The organism is Subtercola boreus, from assembly GCF_006716115.1.
In the GTDB taxonomy this organism is placed as follows: Bacteria; Actinomycetota; Actinomycetes; order Actinomycetales; family Microbacteriaceae; genus Subtercola; species Subtercola boreus.
Window position 1 is genome coordinate 117,900 of record NZ_VFOO01000002.1, and the last position, 15,756, is coordinate 133,655.

The window sequence follows — 15,756 nt, forward strand, 5'->3', positions numbered from 1 at the left end:
CTCTCCTCTAATTGGTACGCGCTTGGTGGCTGTCGTGGCAGTGGGGGTACGCGACTGCTCGAAGGGTCTTTGACGCAGGAGGGGCCATCGCATAATCGGGCACTACATCACTCCCTCTGAGAAGGCGGGCCGCTTTGCCCATCAGTTCCGGCGGTGTTCGATCAAAATGGTGTCTCGCCACTGGCCGGCCCACGGCCCGTAGGTCATGAAGGCGATGCGTTCTCGTGATCCGATGCGGCGAAAGCCGGCCCGGTCGTGCAATGCGAGGCTGGCAAGATTCTCGGGAAAGACGTTTGATTGAATTGTCCAGATGTCAGCGTCTGCAGTCGCGCTTATCAGCGCCGTGACGAGCTGGCTTCCGATGCCGTGACCGGCGGCAGCCGGGTCGACGTAAACCGAGTGCTCGACCACCCCTGCATAGATGGGGCGTGCGGAGAGGGGTGATGCGGCAATCCAGCCGAGAACGCAGCCGCTGTCGCTCGTTGCGATAAGCCGGCCGACGTCGAGCTTGCCCGCGTTGAACTGTTCCCAAGTGGGCGGTTCTGCTTCGAACATGGCATTGCCTGTCGCAATCCCGGCCCGGTAGATCGCTTCCACGTCCGCCCAGTCGTCAGCGTGCATGGGGCGGATGCGGACGGGTCCGGTCATGGGCGGAGTGCTTGGGCGGCCTGGTCGAGGGCGTCGGTGACGACGCGGAAGTAGGCCCAGCGGCCGCGCTGCTCACGGACGGCGAGGCCGGCGTCGACGAGTTGTTTCATGTGGTGCGAGACGGTGGGCTGGGAAAGGCCGACGGGTTCGGTGAGGTCGCAGATGCATGCCTCGCCGCCTTCGCTTGCGGCGATGAGGGAGAGTAGCCGCACCCGGGTGGGGTCACCGAGCGCCTTGAAGGTGCGTGCGAGCTGCTCGGCTTCATCGACGCTGAGGACTCCGCCGGTGACGGGTGTGCAGCAGGCAGCACCCTTTGTGAGCAGAGGAAGCGCGATCGTCATGGTCCGATCCTCGCACGTCGTATTGACTTCTGTCGATACATCCTTCAGTGTCGTCCTATCGAGACTTGTCGATGAGTGAAGGAGTGATGGTGCAGAAGAACGAGCTTCCCGTTGTCGTCATCGGCGCAGGCCCTCAGGGGTTGGCTGCTGCAGCGCACCTGGTCGACCGCGGTCAGTTGGTGGTTGTGTTCGAGGCGGGGGAGAGCGTCGCTGCTGCGGTGTCCGAGTGGGGCCACGTTCGTCTGTTCTCTGCGTGGAGCGAACTCGTCGACAAAGCCGCCGCCCGCCTGCTCGAGCCCACCGGACGGACGGTACCCATCACGGGGTTTCCGACTGGTGCGCAATGGATCAGCGGCTACCTTGCCCCGCTCGCCGCCGTGCTCGGTGACCGTATTCGCTACGACTCACGGGTGATTGGCGTCTCACGGCGAGGCCGCGATTGCCTCGTTGACGCTGGCCGCGCGGAGCAGCCCTTCACCGTCCACATCCAGACAAGCGACGGGGACGAGCTCCGCGTCGATGCCCGCGCCGTTATTGACGCCTCCGGTACGTGGTCGACTCCGAATCCTGCCGGCGCCGATGGGCTGCCTGCGCTGGGGGAGCGTGCTGCGGCTGAGCTGCTCGAGTACCGGATTCCGGACTACCGTCAGCGCACTCGGTACGACGGCAAGCACAGCGTTGTCATCGGTTCCGGCCACTCCGCTGTCACGGCCGTCATTGCTCTCGGCCGCATTGCTCGCCGGGACCCGTCGACGAGGGTGACGTGGGTGCTTCGTCGCGGCGCGGTCGGGAACACGTTCGGCGGTGGCACGGCAGACGAGCTGCCCGCCCGTGGCCAGCTCGGCATCACGGCGAAGGAGTTCGTCGACGCCGGCCTCATTAACCTCGTGACCGGCTTCCGGGTCGAGAAGATCGACCGGGATTGCGACCGGGTGCTGCTCACCAGCGAAGACGGCCGCACCCTGCCCGCCGCAGACCATGTCGCCGTGTTGACCGGTTTCCGCCCAGATCTGTCGTTCCTGTCCGAGCTTCGCCTGGAGCTCGACGCGACACTGCAGGCCCCGGTTCGGATCGCTGCTGAGGTGGACCCGAATCTTCATTCCTGCGGTTCTGTTGCCGCGACGGGGGCTTCGGATCTCGCGCAGCCGGAACCGGACTTCTACCTCGTAGGTGCTAAGTCCTATGGGCGTGCGCCGACGTTCCTGGCAATGACCGGGTACGAGCAGGTGCGCTCCGTCGTCGCCGAGCTCGCGGGCGACCACGAGGCGGCGATGCGCGTCGAACTGCAGCTGCCCGACACCGGCGTTTGCGGTGGGGCTGGCCTGTTCGATTCGACCGGGACCGCGATCGGTGGGAGCTGCTGCGCGCTGCCGGAGAAGCAGCTCATCCAGATCGGTCTCGCACCCGCCAGCGTGTAGCGGTCCGGTATGAGGTTCTGGTCCGGGCTTGACCGGGTGGTGCTGATCCTGTGCATCACGGAGGTCGTGAGCTGGGGGAGTCTCTATTACTCGCTGCCGGCGGCGGTCGGGGCGATCAGCGCCGATACCGGGTGGACGATCGTCACCATCACCGCCTGCTTCTCCGCCGGGTTGGTGGTCTCAGCGGTCGTCGGTGTGGCCGTCGGCCGCATCCTTGACCGGTGGGGGCCGCGCATCGTCATGACCGCAGGGTCAGTTCTTGCCACGGCAGGACTTCTCGCTTTGGCTAACGCCACGACGGTTACCGGGTTCCTCGCTGCGTGGCTCGTCATCGGTATCGCCCAGGCAGCGGTGCTGTACCAGCCCGCGTTCACCGTCATCGCCCGGCATTACGGCGCCGATCGCGACAAGCCCATGCTGATCCTCACCCTCGCCGGCGGTTTGGCGTCAACAATCTTCGTGCCGATCACCCTCGGTCTTCTTACCGCGCTGGATTGGCGCACCACCTACCTTGTGCTCGCTGGCGTCCTCGCTGTCGTGACCATCCCCCTTCACCTGCTGCTCCCGACAACCCGAGACACTAAGGCTCAACCCGTGGCGCCGGAGCGGGGACGGCAGGGGCCGGTCGTGAAATCGCGGCAGTTCGTGTTCCTGGCGGCGGGGATCACCGTGATGACGTTCAGCGCCTACGCCGTCACTCTGAACCTGCTGCCCCTCGTCGTGGAGCGCGGCTATTCCGCGGCGGTCGCTGCTACCGCGTTCGCTCTCGTAGGCGTCGGACAGGTCATCGGCCGTATCGGCCTCACCGTGCTGACAAGAACAGTGCGACCCCAGCACAGACCGTTCGTTGTGGGAGTGTTCGTTGCGGTGACCTTGGCGCTGTTCGCGGTCATCCCGGGGCCGGTCTGGATGATTGCGGTCGTGTCGCTTCTTGCCGGGGCGGCGCGCGGTGCGCTCACGCTGGTGCAGGCCACCGCCGTGCCGACCAGATGGGGCAATGCCCGGCTGGGGGAGCTGAACGGGGTGTTCTCCGCTCCGATCACTGCTGCGACCGCACTTGCCCCCGTCGCCGGGGCGGCCCTGGCCACCGGACTAACGTCCTACCCGGTGGCTGCAGCAGTTTTTGCGGGTGTCGCTGTCGCGGGTGCCGTTTGCGCATTCTTTGCCGATCGGCAGTCGTCCCGGCCCACCCGTAACCCCTCCCAAGGCGAGCTAGCGGATGAGGGTCAGCGGCTGGCGGCAACCGATACCTGACCGGTGTTCCGGGTCAGGCGCGGGACGAGGCGAACCAAGATGACCATCCCGACGAGTTCCACGAGAGTTTGGGTGACCACGGCCAGCGGCGCGATCGATAACGCTGCCGGCAGCGCGAGAGCGAGCGGAAGGACCACCAACGAGTTCCTCGTCGACACGGAGAACATCACCGCCCGAGTTGCCGGAACGTCCAGTCGTGCAGTTCGGCCAGCAAGGAGGCCGATCGCGACCATGATGACCAGGAATGCGGCGTACAGCGGGATCACGCGGATGAGGGCACCGGCTTGGCTGCCGACCGCGGCGATCTGGGAACCAATCACCACGGCGAGGGTGGCCATCATCAGCGGAACCATCCCAGCCGCCATCACGCTCTCGATTGCAGCGCCGGCCCGGTGTCGCCGGGCTATGGCTTGAACGATCGCGGCGGCAGCCAGCGGGACGGCGATCAGGACCAGGAACGCTTCGACGAACGGGCCGATCTCGATCAGTTCGACCGCGTCAGCGCCCGCGAACAGAAACAGGTACATCGGGAGGAGCAGGATCTGCAGCAGCATCAGGAGCGGTGCCGCCGCGAGGAGGCGGGCCCGGGCGCCGCCGGCGAGTCCGGTGAACACGATGACGTAGTCCACGCACGGCGTGAGCAGCACCAGCAGCAGCCCGAGCAGGAGGCCCCGGTCATCGGCGACGAAGCGCGACAACCCGAACACCACGGCCGGGACGAGGACGAAGTTGCCGATGAGAACGGTGCCGAGGAAGCGGACATCTCGAAATGCTCGACCGACCTCGATCAGTGGCACTCCGAGGAAGGTTGCGAACAGCAGCAGGGCGAGGACCGGGTTGATCGACGCTGCGAGCGTCGGCGCGATCTGGGGTGCTGCCAATCCCACTGCGACCCCGATACCGATCGCGACGATGTACAGCGGAACCTGGTGCTGATCCCACCACTCCGCCGCCGTCTTCACCCGTCCAGCCTAGGCCCGGACAAAATCCGGGATCGATGTCACCTCAGCGGGATAGGAGGTCGGTTTGGATCTGCGCGGCGACAGCGTCGCGGAGCGGCCGGACGGCGTCGGTGTCCCACGCTTCCGGGTTCGGGAAGGACCATTCGAGGATCTCACCGCGCGGCGTCGACGGCAGGGCGAGTCCGGGCTTCATCAGCACCACGATGTCCGCGTCTTCGAGATCGGCGGTCGTGACCGCGCGCGGGACGTTGCCGGAGATGTCGACACCCAGCTCCGCGACGGTCGCGGCGACGGCCGGGTTCACTTCACCGGCCGGTGAGAGTCCGGCGGAGGTGGCGGTGAACCGGTCGCCGGCGAGGTGGTCGAGGAGGGCTGCGCCGAGTTGGGAGCGGCCGGCGTTGTGCTGGCAGATGAACAAGACGGTCGGTGCGGTGGAGCTCATGGTGGTCTTTTCTGGTTCAGGAGGCGATCAGGCGGGGAGCAAGGTCATCGATGCGGTGCTGCAGGTCGTCGAAGGCGGCATCGAACGCGGCATCGGTGCCGATTCGTACGGGGTCGGGGACCGACCAGTGCGCTCCTCCGCGGGGGCCGAGTTCTTCGTGCGCGTTATCGCACACGGTCACCACGTAGTCATCAGGCTCGAGCACATCAACGAGGTTCCGCGGCGGGGCGGTCGGCAGGGTCAGCGCATGCCGGTTCGCGGCCCTCGTGGCGCCGGGAGCGATTTGTTCGGCCGGGTGTGTGCCAGCGGACGCAGCGGGGATGCTACTGACCTTGTTCCATAGCGCGGCGGCGAGCTGGGAACGCGCCGAATTCGCAGTGCAAACGAACAGCACCCGTCTGGCTGAACCCGTGATCTCGGGCACCAGCCCTTCCAGCGCGTGGTCTGTGAGTCGGATGTAGCTGCGTCGCTTGTCTGCCTCGGAACGGTGCCGGGTGAGCATCCCGACCGATTCGAGCACATTCAGATGATGGGTGACCAGATTCGGTCGCATCCCCAGGACGTCACTGATTTCGGAGGGGGCCAGCTCGCCCACGGTCAACAGGTCAACGACCTGGAGCCTTGCCGGGTCGCTGAGCGCAGCGTGCTTCGCAGCCCGAGCCATCACATCCGCACTTCGCTCAATGTTCATTGCTTCAATATTGACTGAACTATCTGGATCGGTCAAGATGGGGCGACATCCAGATGAATGAGGACTGATGCATCTTGTAGCTATCGGCGGAAGCGACGCCGGAATCTCCACCGCACTCCGCGCCCGCGAACTCGACCCATCCGTTGACGTGACCATTGTCGTCGCGGACTCGTACCCGAACTTCTCGATCTGCGGGATCCCGTACTACTTCTCCCGCGAAGTGAACCCGTGGCAGTCCCTCGCGCACCGAACCCACGCAGACCTCGAAGCGACCGGGATGCAGCTCCGCCTCGACACCCTCGCAACCGGAATTGACGTCGACAACCGCAGACTCACCGTCCGGGATGCGACGGGTGAGGAGTCGACGATCGCGTACGACGAGCTCATGGTCGGTACCGGAGCATCCCCGTCGACTGCAGGGATCACGGGTGTCGGCCCTGATGGGCTCGGACCCGACGACGGGGTGCATGTGCTTCATTCGATGGGTGACACTTTCGCGCTCGAACGGTATCTCGACGAGCACCAGCCCGAAACCGCGATCATCGTCGGCGCCGGCTACGTCGGCCTCGAGATGGCGGAAGCGCTCACCGTCCGCGGCCTGAAAGTCACCCAGCTGCAGCGCGGCCCCGAAGTCCTCTCGACCCTCGACCCAGAGCTCGCCTCCCTGGTGCACGACGAGCTCACACGGCACGGCGTCGACGTCGTCACGAACGCCCGCGTCCAGGGCGTCACCCGCACCGACGGCCGCCTCACCGTCACCGGCTTCGAAAACGCCGAAGGATTCACCCGTACCTCGGACCTGGTGCTCCTCGTCGTCGGTGTGCGCCCAAACACCAGCCTCCTCACCGATGCCGGCGCGACCACAGGTGCGGGCGGCGCGGTCGTCGTCGACGAGCAGATGCGCACCGGCTTGCCGAACGTGTGGGCCGCCGGTGACGGGGTCGTCACCCACCACCGCCTCCTCGGCATCACCTATCTGCCGCTCGGTACGACCGCGCACAAGCAGGGCCGGGTCGCCGGCGAGAACGCGATCGGCGGGAACGCCCGGTTCGCCGGCAGCCTCGGCACCCAGGTCGTGAAGGTGTTTGACCTCGTCGCCGCGCGAACTGGGCTCCGCGACCACGAAGCCACAGCTTTAAGCTACTCGCCGCTGTCGGGGACCGCGATCGCGGATGACCACAAGGCGTACTACCCGGGTGCGAAACCGCTCAGCATCCGCATCACCGGCAACACCACCAACGCTCTCCTTCTTGGAGCGCAGCTCGTCGGAGCCCGCGGCGCCGAGATCGCCAAACGCGTCGACACCTACGCTGTTGCCCTGCATCACGGGATGACCGTCGACGCGATGAGCGACCTCGACCTCTCGTACACGCCGCCGCTCGGATCGCCGTGGGACGCAGTTCAGGTCGCCACGCAGGCGTGGAGTAGCGAGCTGCGTATACGGTCCGCGGTCGCAGCTGTTCTTTAGCAGCCTGCTGACGCCCGGTGACGAGCCGTCGTTTGTCAAACCGAATTAGCGCGGCGCAACTTTACCGCCATGCAGTATCTCCGAAGTGGACTTCGTGGGCACTCGTCACGGTGACTGTAGGCGGTGTTCGTTGCGGTTTTGACACCAAAGCCCGGTCGGTGAGGGTAGCCTTACCTTGCCCGTAAATATGAGTGTGAAGTCCAAGGAATCCATGAAACGCCTGCCTGTCATCGTTGCCGTCTCTTTAGCTGTTGCTTTCGCCTTGTCCGCCTGTGCCGTATCGGGGTCAACGCCGACTGCTTCTGGCGACTCCACGTCTCTCGCGGGCTCGTCGATCACGGTGTACAACGCTCAGCACGAAGAGCTCACCCAAGCGTGGGCCGACGCGTTCACGGCGCAGACCGGGGTGACAGTTACCCTCCGTAACGGCGACGACTCCGAGCTGTCGAACCAGCTCGTGGCCGAAGGCGCGGCCTCCCCGGCCGATGTGTTCTTGACCGAGAACTCGCCGGCGATGTCGCTGGTTGAGAACGCGGGACTCTTCGCCGATGTCGACGCGTCGACACTGGCTCAGGTGCCGGGTGACTACCGGCCGTCGACCGCGAAGTGGACCGGCATCGCGGCCCGCTCTACGGTACTGGTCTACAACCCGTCGTTGCTGACTGAGGGTGATCTCCCTGCATCTCTCAGCGACCTTGCCGACCCAGCCTGGAAAGGTCGTTGGGCAGCATCGCCCGGCGGAGCGGACTTCCAGGCGATCGTCTCGGCCTACCTCGACCTGAAGGGTTCCGACCAGACGTTGGCGTGGCTTGAAGCGATGAAGTCGAACTACGTTGACTACAAGGGGAACAGCACGGTCATGAAGGCCGTCAATGCCGGGCAGGTTCCGGCTGGTGTGATCTACCACTACTACTGGGCCATCGACCAGGCCGGTACGAAAGAGAACAGCGGCAACACGAAGCTGTATTACTTCAAGAACCAAGACCCCGGCGCGTTCGTCAGCATCTCGGGCGGGGGAGTACTCGCGTCGAGCAAGAAACAGGCCGCAGCTCAGGCGTTCCTCGCCTTCATCACTGGTGCCGCCGGCCAGACCATCCTGCAGACCGGTGCGAGCTACGAGTACCCTGTCGCCAGCGACGTCACACCCAACCCGGCTCTTCCTCCCCTCGACACCCTCGATGCCCCCACCATCGACCCGTCGACGCTGAACAGCACCGAGGTCACCGACCTCATGACCCAGGCCGGCCTCATCTGATGGGCATTGGGCGGCTGCGGCCGTCACTCCTGCTCGTCGTCGTAGCGGTGCTGGCCGCAGTTATGCTGCTGCCCGTCGGCTACGTCGTCGCCATCGGTTTCCAAGTCGGCTGGCCAACACTCGCACCCCTCGTCTTCCGGCCGAAGGTCGGCGAACTGCTGGTCAACACCGTGCTGCTCATCGTTCTGGGTGTGCCCGTAACGGTCATGCTCGGGGTGGGCGGTGCGTGGCTCGTCGAGCGCACAACCCTCCCGGGCCGGCGCGTCTGGGCCGTGCTGTTGGCTGCACCGCTAGCCATCCCGGCGTTCGTGAGCAGCTACGGCTGGGTCAGCGCCATCCCCTCAATCGGCGGCATCGGCGGCGGCCTGATCGTCGCGACCCTCGCCTATTACCCTCTGGTCTATCTGCCCGCGGTCGCGACGATCCGCCGACTGGACCCGGAACTTGAAGAGTCCGCTCGGGCACTCGGGCTCGGGTCGTGGCGGGTGTTCGCCCGCGTGGTTCTGCCTCAGTTGAGGCTCGCCGTCTGGGGCGGCGGCCTGGTCGTCGCCCTGCACCTGCTGTCGGAGTACGGCGCGTTCGCGCTGATCCGGTTCGACACCTTCACCACGGCGATCGTGGTGCAGTACCAGTCCACCTTCGCGGGGCCAGCCGCCAGCGCGCTCGGCATCGTGCTCGCCGGGCTCTGCCTCCTCCTGCTCCTGGGCGAATCGACGACGCGTGGCGCGGCGAGGTACGCCCGGGTCGGCTCGGGTGCGGCCAGACCTGCGGTCCTGCAGCGACTCGGCCGGGCGACACCGGTCGCCCTGGCCGCGCTAGTGGTACTGCTCGTTGCAGCTCTGGGTGTGCCCCTCGCCAGTCTCGTGCGCTGGCTCAGCGTCGGTGACCCCTGGTCGCAGCGGGAGCTGCCGGGTGCCATCCTCCAAACGGCCGGCCTGGCCGTGATCGGCGCGATCGTGACCGTGCTCGTGGCACTCCCCATCGCCTGGCTCACCATCCGACACCCGGGTCGCCTCCCCCGCCTCCTCGAGAGTGCCTACTATCTCGCCAGCAGCCTGCCGGCCATCATCATCGCCCTAGGGCTCGTCACCATCACCATCCGGATCGTTCCAGCGCTGTACCAATCCGTGTTCACCGTGGTTCTCGCCTACGTCATCATCTTCCTGCCCCGCGCGCTCGTGAGCCTCCGCGCCGGCATCGCTCAGGCACCGGTCGCCCTGGAAGAGGCCGCCCGTTCGCTCGGACGCTCACCCCTGGTGGCCCGCGCCCAGGTGACCCTGCCGCTCATCCTCCCCGCCCTCGGCGCAGGTGCTGCCCTCGTCGGGCTCGGGGCCGCTAACGAACTCACCGCGACTCTTCTGCTCGCCCCCAGCGGCACGAGAACCCTCGCCACCCAGTTCTGGTCGGCCAGTACGTCCGTCGCCTACTCCGACGCCGCCCCCTATGCGCTGCTCCTCATCGCGTTGTCGCTTCCCTCGGTGGCCATCCTCTTCCTCCAGACCCGAAAGCGTGCACGCTGATGTCCACACTCATCGTCACCGACGTCACGAAGCAGTTCGGCGGACAACCGGTCCTGCAGAACGTGACCCTGACCGTCCCGAGCGGTTCGCGAACATCCGTCGTCGGGGCGTCAGGCAGTGGCAAGAGCACCCTGCTGCGGCTCATCGCCGGTTTCGATGATCCGGATGCCGGACAGATCAGCCTTGGAGGCGTGCCTCTGGCGGGCGGGGTGTCGACCGTTCCCGCGCACCGCAGAGGGGTGGGGTACGTCGCGCAAGACGGGGCACTGTTCCCGCACCTCACGGTCGGGCAGAACATCGTTTTTGGGCTGCCACGGTCGGCGCGCAGGTCTGCGCGGGTGGCCGAGGTTGCCGCGCTGGTCGCGATCGGCACCGACCTGCTCGGCCGGTACCCGCATGAACTCTCCGGGGGCCAGCAGCAGAGGGTCGCCCTGGCCCGCGCGTTGGCGCCGGAACCGCAAGTCGTGCTGCTCGACGAACCGTTCAGCGCACTCGACACAGGACTACGCGCATACACCCGGAGAGCCGTGATCGCCGCTCTCGAGCAAAGCAGGGTCACAACCATTCTCGTTACCCACGACCAGGAGGAGGCCCTCTCGTTCGGGGACCAGATCGCCATTATTGACGGCGGCAGGATCTCGCAGGCCGGACCTCCCGCGTTGGTCTTTGATAACCCGCACACGGCTGGCATCGCCGAATTTCTTGGGGACGCGATATTCATCCCGTGCGAAGTGGTCGGCGGCGAGTCGCATACCGTGCTCGGGTCGCATCCCATCCGGCACGACCACCGCACGGCAGGTGGCCCGGCTCAAGCCCTGGTCAGGCCAGCGCAGCTCACGATCGATAGTGAAAGCGCCTCGCCCAACGCGCAAATCATCGACATGCAGTCAGTCGGCTCGAAACTCAACCTGACCGTCACAATGGGTTCCAACGAACAGCCGGTACATCTTTCCTACATCACCTCCGCCCCCGAGAGATTTCGGGCGGGTCAGCACGCCCGAGTGCACTTCATCGGAGGGGTGGTTGTCTACCCGGCCTGAGCTCGTGAACTGTTGGGCCGCTCAAGTCCACACCAGTGTCATCCCCGAGCTCCGGCGTCGTGCAATCGCACCCACTTTTGCACCGCCATTGTTCTGATCGCGACTGGACTTATTGTGTTGGCGGCTTCGTTTTGTGGAACCGTCTCAACGCGAAGGCCACTCCCATAATCACTATCCCGGCGCCGAGTACACCCAGCGCGATGATCGGGAGGACTCCTTGGCCCAGGTCGGCTGCCGTGACGGTGGCCGTGGCTGGAGCGGTAGCGTCCTGCTCGGCGGCGTTTGAGGTAGACGCGTCCGGGACACGAGCTGCTTCGGGCGGTGCGGTTCGTGCCGGTGTTTCCGGAGCGGGGACTGCCGTGGGTTGCGCTGTGTAACTGAAGGAAAACTCCCCGGAGATGGGGTGACCGTCGACGGAGACGGTCTGCCATTGCAGCAGGTAGTCTCCGGTTATTTCGAATGTGACGGGGGCGGTGATGATGTTGTCGGCGATGCTGACCTCTCCGGACACGATGTCTACCCCGTCTGGCCCGGTGACGCGGATGATGGTGGCCGTCTCAAAATCTGACAGCGGCGCTTCGGTGAAGGTCAGGGACACCTTCTCCAGGTTTGTGGTGACGGTCTCTCCGGCAGCTGGTGTCGATGCGGCTAAGGCGTCGTGAGCTGAGGCGCTCTGCGAGGAGAGAAGGGTGCTGCCGAGGATTGCGATGCAGGCAATGAGGATAGTAATTCGGGCGCCGGGGTGTGGGGGACGGTTCATGTACGGGCTCCTGGTTGACGGGGACTGCGGAGGAAGCGGATGCTTGTGGTAGCAAGGAGGATCGTTCCGATCGCGGCGAGGGAAACGATCGCCACCGTGTGGTCGAGGGTGGGGCCCGGTTGCCAGCCGTCTCCGATCACGCCGTACCATTCGGGAAGGACCACGGGGGCGGCTCCGACGAGCAGCACAAGGACCGCGACACCCGCAGCGAGCACCGCCATCGCTGTCGCGACCGTTCCCCGGGTGATGGGATGGGTCCGGTTCAGCGTGCAGACCAGCAGGCAGCCGGCGAGGAAGAGCTGACTGGTGTTCCACTGGTGACCGACCGGGTCATCGAGGGACCAAATGATCATCGGGGGAGCGAACGCGGTTATCAGACACACGACGAAGATGGTCGTAGCGACGACGGGGTGACGGATGAGATCCGCGATTTTGGTCGCGGCGGCGGAGTCCAACCACTCTCTGACACCGTCGGTTCCGTCGTGTCTGTAGTCAATTGTTCGGCTGACGAGAAGCAGGGGTTTACCCGCACCGATCACGACCACCACCAGGGTGACGAGGGTCAGGTGGCTGGTCGCGTACGCGGCGAAGAGATAGTTTTCGTAGGCTGCTGGTGCGGCGTTGGTGAGGTAGATGATGGCAGCCCATCCGATGATCCAGGCGGCGCTTCGCCGGACAGGCCATGAGGTGCCGGCCTGGCGCAGGCGGTGAACGCCGGCGGCGTATAGTCCGATGGCGAAAATTCCGGCGGTGAGCCAGATGGGATCGACGGCGAACGAGTCGAGCAGCCGGGGGGCTGAGAACGCGGAGGGCAGAGCCTGGCCGGTGAGTTTTTCGGCTGTGGTGACAGCGATCGTCAGCTCGCCTGCTGGCGGGGGAGTGCGGGCGAGAACGGCGGCGGCCCCGGAGGCGATTCCCATCAGTAACCCTTCGGATATGACCAGCCGAACCCACACAGCATTCCATCGCCCCGCCTGTACGGGGAGCCGGTTGATCAGCCAGCGGCGGTGACCGTAGCCGGCCGCTCCAAGTAGTGTCAATACAACTATTTTGAGGAGCAGAATTACGCCGTAGTCGGTTGATACCAGCTCCGAGACGGAGTTCAGGCGAAGCGAAGCACTGATCGCGCCGCTCAGGCTGACCCCGATTAAACAGATCAGCGCGAGAAAGGAGAACCGTCGCAAGAAAGGTTGCAGAACACCCGGCCCGGCGCGGAGGTGGGTGATCACCAGCACGAGCAGTGTCCCAATCCACGTGCCCGCGAAACCGACGTGCAGCCAGAGCGCGGCGGCGGCGGTTCGATGTCCGCCGGCGCCTGCTGCGTGGCCTTGAAGTGCCAGCGGGATCAACGCGGCGAACGCGCCGATCATCAGGATGAGGATAGAGACAGGTCTTCGGGACGCGAACGCGCCCACGGAGATAATGGCTGTCAGGAGAATGGTGACGGTGCTGCTTTGGCCAAGACTCACCTGAGTGAGGTACTGGCCGAGGGCGGGGCCGAAAATACCGGCGCGGATGGGCCCTGCGATGGTAATGAACGTGAGGACCGCGTAAATACCCGTCAGGACTGACCAGACGGCGGCGCTGACGGCTGTGACATCCATCGCTCGGCCGTGGGCCGGACCCTCTTGCGGTAGGAAGGTCCCGGCAACCACGAGTCCACCGATGGTTCCGGCGGCTGCAAGATTGGCCAGCACTTTGACCAGAGGCAGGCCGAAGGTCACAGCGGCGCCGGTGTCGACGAGAAGCGCAGGACGGTTGCCGAGTACCCACGCGGACAACAGCATGACGACGATCAGTGCTGCGCCGACCAGAACGAACGGGGCGAGTAGTCGGCGCCAGCGCCCGCGAGCCGGTACAGGAAACACTAGACGTGGAGGGGTAGGTACGTGGGTCATAGGGGAAGGATCACCGATCCCATCAGTGCCTGCAGCTGGTAAAGCCATGCGGACCAGACACCGGTGAGCATCAGTACTCCGATGGTGATCAAGCCCAGCCCCCCGATCCGGTTGATGAGGCGGGAATGTTTCCGGAGGAGTTTCAGCGCGTTGCTTGCCCATCCGATACCGAGGGCGAGGAGCAGGAACGGTAGACCGAGCCCGATGCAGTAGATCAGTCCGAGTAGCGCGCCACGCCATGCTGAGCCGGTGTTCAGGCTGAGGGCGGAGATAGCGGTCAGGGTAGGTCCGAGGCAGGGCGTCCAGCCCAGCCCGAAGACCACTCCCAGCAGCGGCGCGCCGGCGATACTTCCGGTGTTCTTGAGGTTCAGTTTGAGGGTTCGTTGCAGAACAGGGATGTAGCCGAGGAAGGACGCACCGGTGATGATGACGACCACGCCGAGGATCCGCACGATGAGGTCCTGCCATCGGATGAGCCACCCGCCGAAGGTTCCAAACAGAGCCCCATAGGCGATAAAGATCACCGCGAACCCGAGTACGAACAGCACCGTGCCCAGAACAAGGCGCTGTCGTGCTTTTCTGGTGCCCTGGTCAAGACTTCCGCCGAGGTACGCGAAATATCCGGGGACCAGGGGCAGCACGCATGGGGATGCGAACGAGATGAACCCGGCCAGCAGTGCCACTGGGATCGCGAAGATCAACTGCCCGTAGAGTACGGTGCCGACGATGTTGCTCATCTGGTGTTTCCTGCGGATCCTGGTTCGTCTAACACCTTTTGAATGAGAGCTTCTAACGTTGAACGGGCAAGGATTTGTCCGAGGACCCGGGCGGCGACTTTCCCGTCACGATCGAGGACAAGGGTGGTTGGGACGGCGTTCGGGGCGACGACCCCGCTGAAGGCGAGAAGAACGGAACCGCTGGTGTCAATAAAGGATGGGTAGGTGACCCCATACGTTTTGGTGAAGGCTTGGGCCGTGGGCAGCTGGTCCCGGACGTTGACACCGAGGAATGCGACGCCGTCGGGGAGGAACTGGGTGTAGAGCGCTTGCAGGTCGGGGGCCTCAGCGCGGCAGGGTGCGCAGCCGGCGTACCAGAAGTTCACCACGGTGACCTGGCCTTTGTAGTTCTCGGAGGACGCACTCTGTCCCGTGTCGAGGGTGCCTGAGAACGTGGGAGCCTCGCTTCGCTCACTGGCCGGGATCTCGGTGACGGTGCCGTTGCCGGAGACGTAGTTCTTCCCTGTCCCGTCACGGTACTGATCGGCGAGATCGTTGCTTGCGCATCCGGTCAATGTCATGACAATCACCAGCGCCCCAAGGATTTTGGCGCGCCGGCGCGTCTGGGTGTCGAGTTTCACGAGGTGAGGGCCTGGTCAAGGAGCGTACGAATCTCATCGACCGATCCGACGTCGAGCTTTTCGTCGTCGAGGAAAAAGGTGGGTGTGCCCTGCACACCCAATGCTGTGCCTTGGCTGAAGTCCGACTGCACCCGGGACTTTGTCGCAGGGTCCGCGACGGCATCATCGAACGCGACCATATCCAGGCCCAGTTCCTCTGCGTAACCGCGGAACACGGACGCTTTGGAGTCTTGCTGTTCGCCCCACTGCGTCTGGGTGTCGAACATCTTCTTGTACATGGCCTCGAACTGGCCCTGCTGCGCGGCCGCCTCGACAGCGATCGCCGCGTTCATCGAGTTCTTATGGGACGGGATCGGGAAATACCGAGCCACGAAACTTACCCGCCCGGCGTACTCCTCGCGCAGCTGCTCAATGGCCGGATACGCGGCCCCGCAGACCTCGCACTCAAAATCCAGAAATTCGACGAAGACCGGTTGGCCTTCCGCCGCGACGGACAGCCGGTGGCTGTTGGCGGCGGCGGCGGCGGTCAGGCCTTCCGCATCGGCTCGTTCACTCGCGGAGGGCCGCAACACGAACACCGTCACAATCACCGCGAGGCAAACAAACAGGGTCGCTGCGATACCGATGTTCCACTTTGTACTGGTTTTCATGACTTCCTTCAGTGAGACGGAATCGTAGTTACGAATCAAGGGCACACGCATT

16 protein-coding genes are annotated in these 15,756 nt (G+C 65.0%); 6 read left to right on the forward strand and 10 right to left on the reverse strand.

Annotation, left to right across the window (positions count from 1 at the left end):
- Positions 1–141: 141 nt before the first annotated feature.
- Together FB464_RS19395 and FB464_RS19400 are read right to left on the reverse strand one after the other, a co-directional pair.
- The gene (locus FB464_RS19395) at positions 142–648 is read right to left on the reverse strand and encodes a GNAT family N-acetyltransferase (protein ID WP_116416842.1); all 507 of its coding nucleotides are present in this window, start codon (positions 646–648) and stop codon (positions 142–144) included.
- A complete protein-coding gene (locus FB464_RS19400) occupies positions 645–989 on the reverse strand; it encodes an ArsR/SmtB family transcription factor (RefSeq protein WP_211327511.1) in 345 nt (114 codons plus the stop codon). The genes FB464_RS19395 and FB464_RS19400 overlap by 4 nt, the downstream gene beginning before the upstream one ends.
- Positions 990–1,060: 71 nt before the next feature.
- On the opposite strand from FB464_RS19400, the gene FB464_RS19405 reads away from it, so the two are divergent.
- A complete protein-coding gene (locus FB464_RS19405) occupies positions 1,061–2,407 on the forward strand; it encodes an NAD(P)-binding domain-containing protein (protein WP_246093223.1) in 1,347 nt (448 codons plus the stop codon).
- A gap of 36 nt (positions 2,408–2,443) precedes the next feature.
- Positions 2,444–3,661, forward strand: a complete 1,218-nt coding sequence (locus FB464_RS19410) for an MFS transporter (protein ID WP_170152053.1) — start codon at positions 2,444–2,446, stop codon at positions 3,659–3,661.
- On the opposite strand, the gene FB464_RS19415 is transcribed toward FB464_RS19410, so the two are convergent.
- Genes FB464_RS19415 through FB464_RS19425 form a run of 3 tightly spaced genes read right to left on the reverse strand, consistent with a single transcriptional unit; the run spans position 3,634 to position 5,756 of the window.
- Positions 3,634–4,623, reverse strand: coding sequence for an arsenic resistance protein (locus tag FB464_RS19415; RefSeq protein ID WP_116416845.1), 990 nt, complete (start codon positions 4,621–4,623; stop codon positions 3,634–3,636). The genes FB464_RS19410 and FB464_RS19415 overlap by 28 nt on opposite strands.
- Positions 4,624–4,666: 43 nt before the next feature.
- Positions 4,667–5,065 (reverse strand): arsenate-mycothiol transferase ArsC, encoded by a 399-nt coding sequence (locus tag FB464_RS19420; RefSeq protein WP_116416846.1) that lies wholly within the window; start codon positions 5,063–5,065, stop codon positions 4,667–4,669.
- A gap of 16 nt (positions 5,066–5,081) precedes the next feature.
- Entirely contained in the window at positions 5,082–5,756 is a 675-nt protein-coding gene (locus tag FB464_RS19425; protein ID WP_116416847.1) for an arsenate reductase/protein-tyrosine-phosphatase family protein, read from the reverse strand.
- 67 nt (positions 5,757–5,823) lie between these two features.
- On the opposite strand from FB464_RS19425, the gene FB464_RS19430 reads away from it, so the two are divergent.
- The 4 genes from FB464_RS19430 (at position 5,824) to FB464_RS19445 (ending at position 11,039) form a co-directional block, all read left to right on the forward strand.
- A complete protein-coding gene (locus tag FB464_RS19430) occupies positions 5,824–7,224 on the forward strand; it encodes an FAD-dependent oxidoreductase (RefSeq protein ID WP_116416848.1) in 1,401 nt (466 codons plus the stop codon).
- Positions 7,225–7,435: 211 nt separating this feature from the next.
- The gene (locus tag FB464_RS19435) at positions 7,436–8,479 is read left to right on the forward strand and encodes an iron ABC transporter substrate-binding protein (protein ID WP_116416849.1); all 1,044 of its coding nucleotides are present in this window, start codon (positions 7,436–7,438) and stop codon (positions 8,477–8,479) included.
- Positions 8,479–9,999, forward strand: coding sequence for an ABC transporter permease (locus FB464_RS19440; protein WP_116416850.1), 1,521 nt, complete (start codon positions 8,479–8,481; stop codon positions 9,997–9,999). Before FB464_RS19435 ends, FB464_RS19440 begins: the two co-directional genes overlap by 1 nt.
- A 62-nt stretch (positions 10,000–10,061) precedes the next feature.
- Positions 10,062–11,039, forward strand: coding sequence for an ABC transporter ATP-binding protein (locus tag FB464_RS19445; RefSeq protein ID WP_246093224.1), 978 nt, complete (start codon positions 10,062–10,064; stop codon positions 11,037–11,039).
- Between the two features lie 109 nt (positions 11,040–11,148).
- On the opposite strand, the gene FB464_RS19450 is transcribed toward FB464_RS19445, so the two are convergent.
- From FB464_RS19450 to FB464_RS19470, 5 genes are read right to left on the reverse strand one after another with little or no spacing between them, the layout of a single operon-like run.
- A complete protein-coding gene (locus tag FB464_RS19450) occupies positions 11,149–11,799 on the reverse strand; it encodes a copper resistance CopC family protein (RefSeq protein ID WP_170152054.1) in 651 nt (216 codons plus the stop codon).
- On the reverse strand, positions 11,796–13,697 hold the full coding sequence (locus FB464_RS19455; protein ID WP_170152055.1) for a bifunctional copper resistance protein CopD/cytochrome c oxidase assembly protein: 1,902 nt from the start codon (positions 13,695–13,697) through the stop codon (positions 11,796–11,798). The genes FB464_RS19450 and FB464_RS19455 overlap by 4 nt, the downstream gene beginning before the upstream one ends.
- Complete coding sequence (locus tag FB464_RS19460; protein WP_116416854.1) at positions 13,694–14,434, reverse strand: cytochrome c biogenesis CcdA family protein; 741 nt, start codon at positions 14,432–14,434, stop codon at positions 13,694–13,696. Before FB464_RS19460 ends, FB464_RS19455 begins: the two co-directional genes overlap by 4 nt.
- Complete coding sequence (locus FB464_RS19465; protein WP_246093225.1) at positions 14,431–15,054, reverse strand: TlpA family protein disulfide reductase; 624 nt, start codon at positions 15,052–15,054, stop codon at positions 14,431–14,433. Before FB464_RS19465 ends, FB464_RS19460 begins: the two co-directional genes overlap by 4 nt.
- Positions 15,051–15,743, reverse strand: coding sequence for a DsbA family protein (locus FB464_RS19470; protein ID WP_246093226.1), 693 nt, complete (start codon positions 15,741–15,743; stop codon positions 15,051–15,053). Before FB464_RS19470 ends, FB464_RS19465 begins: the two co-directional genes overlap by 4 nt.
- Positions 15,744–15,756: the final 13 nt, after the last annotated feature.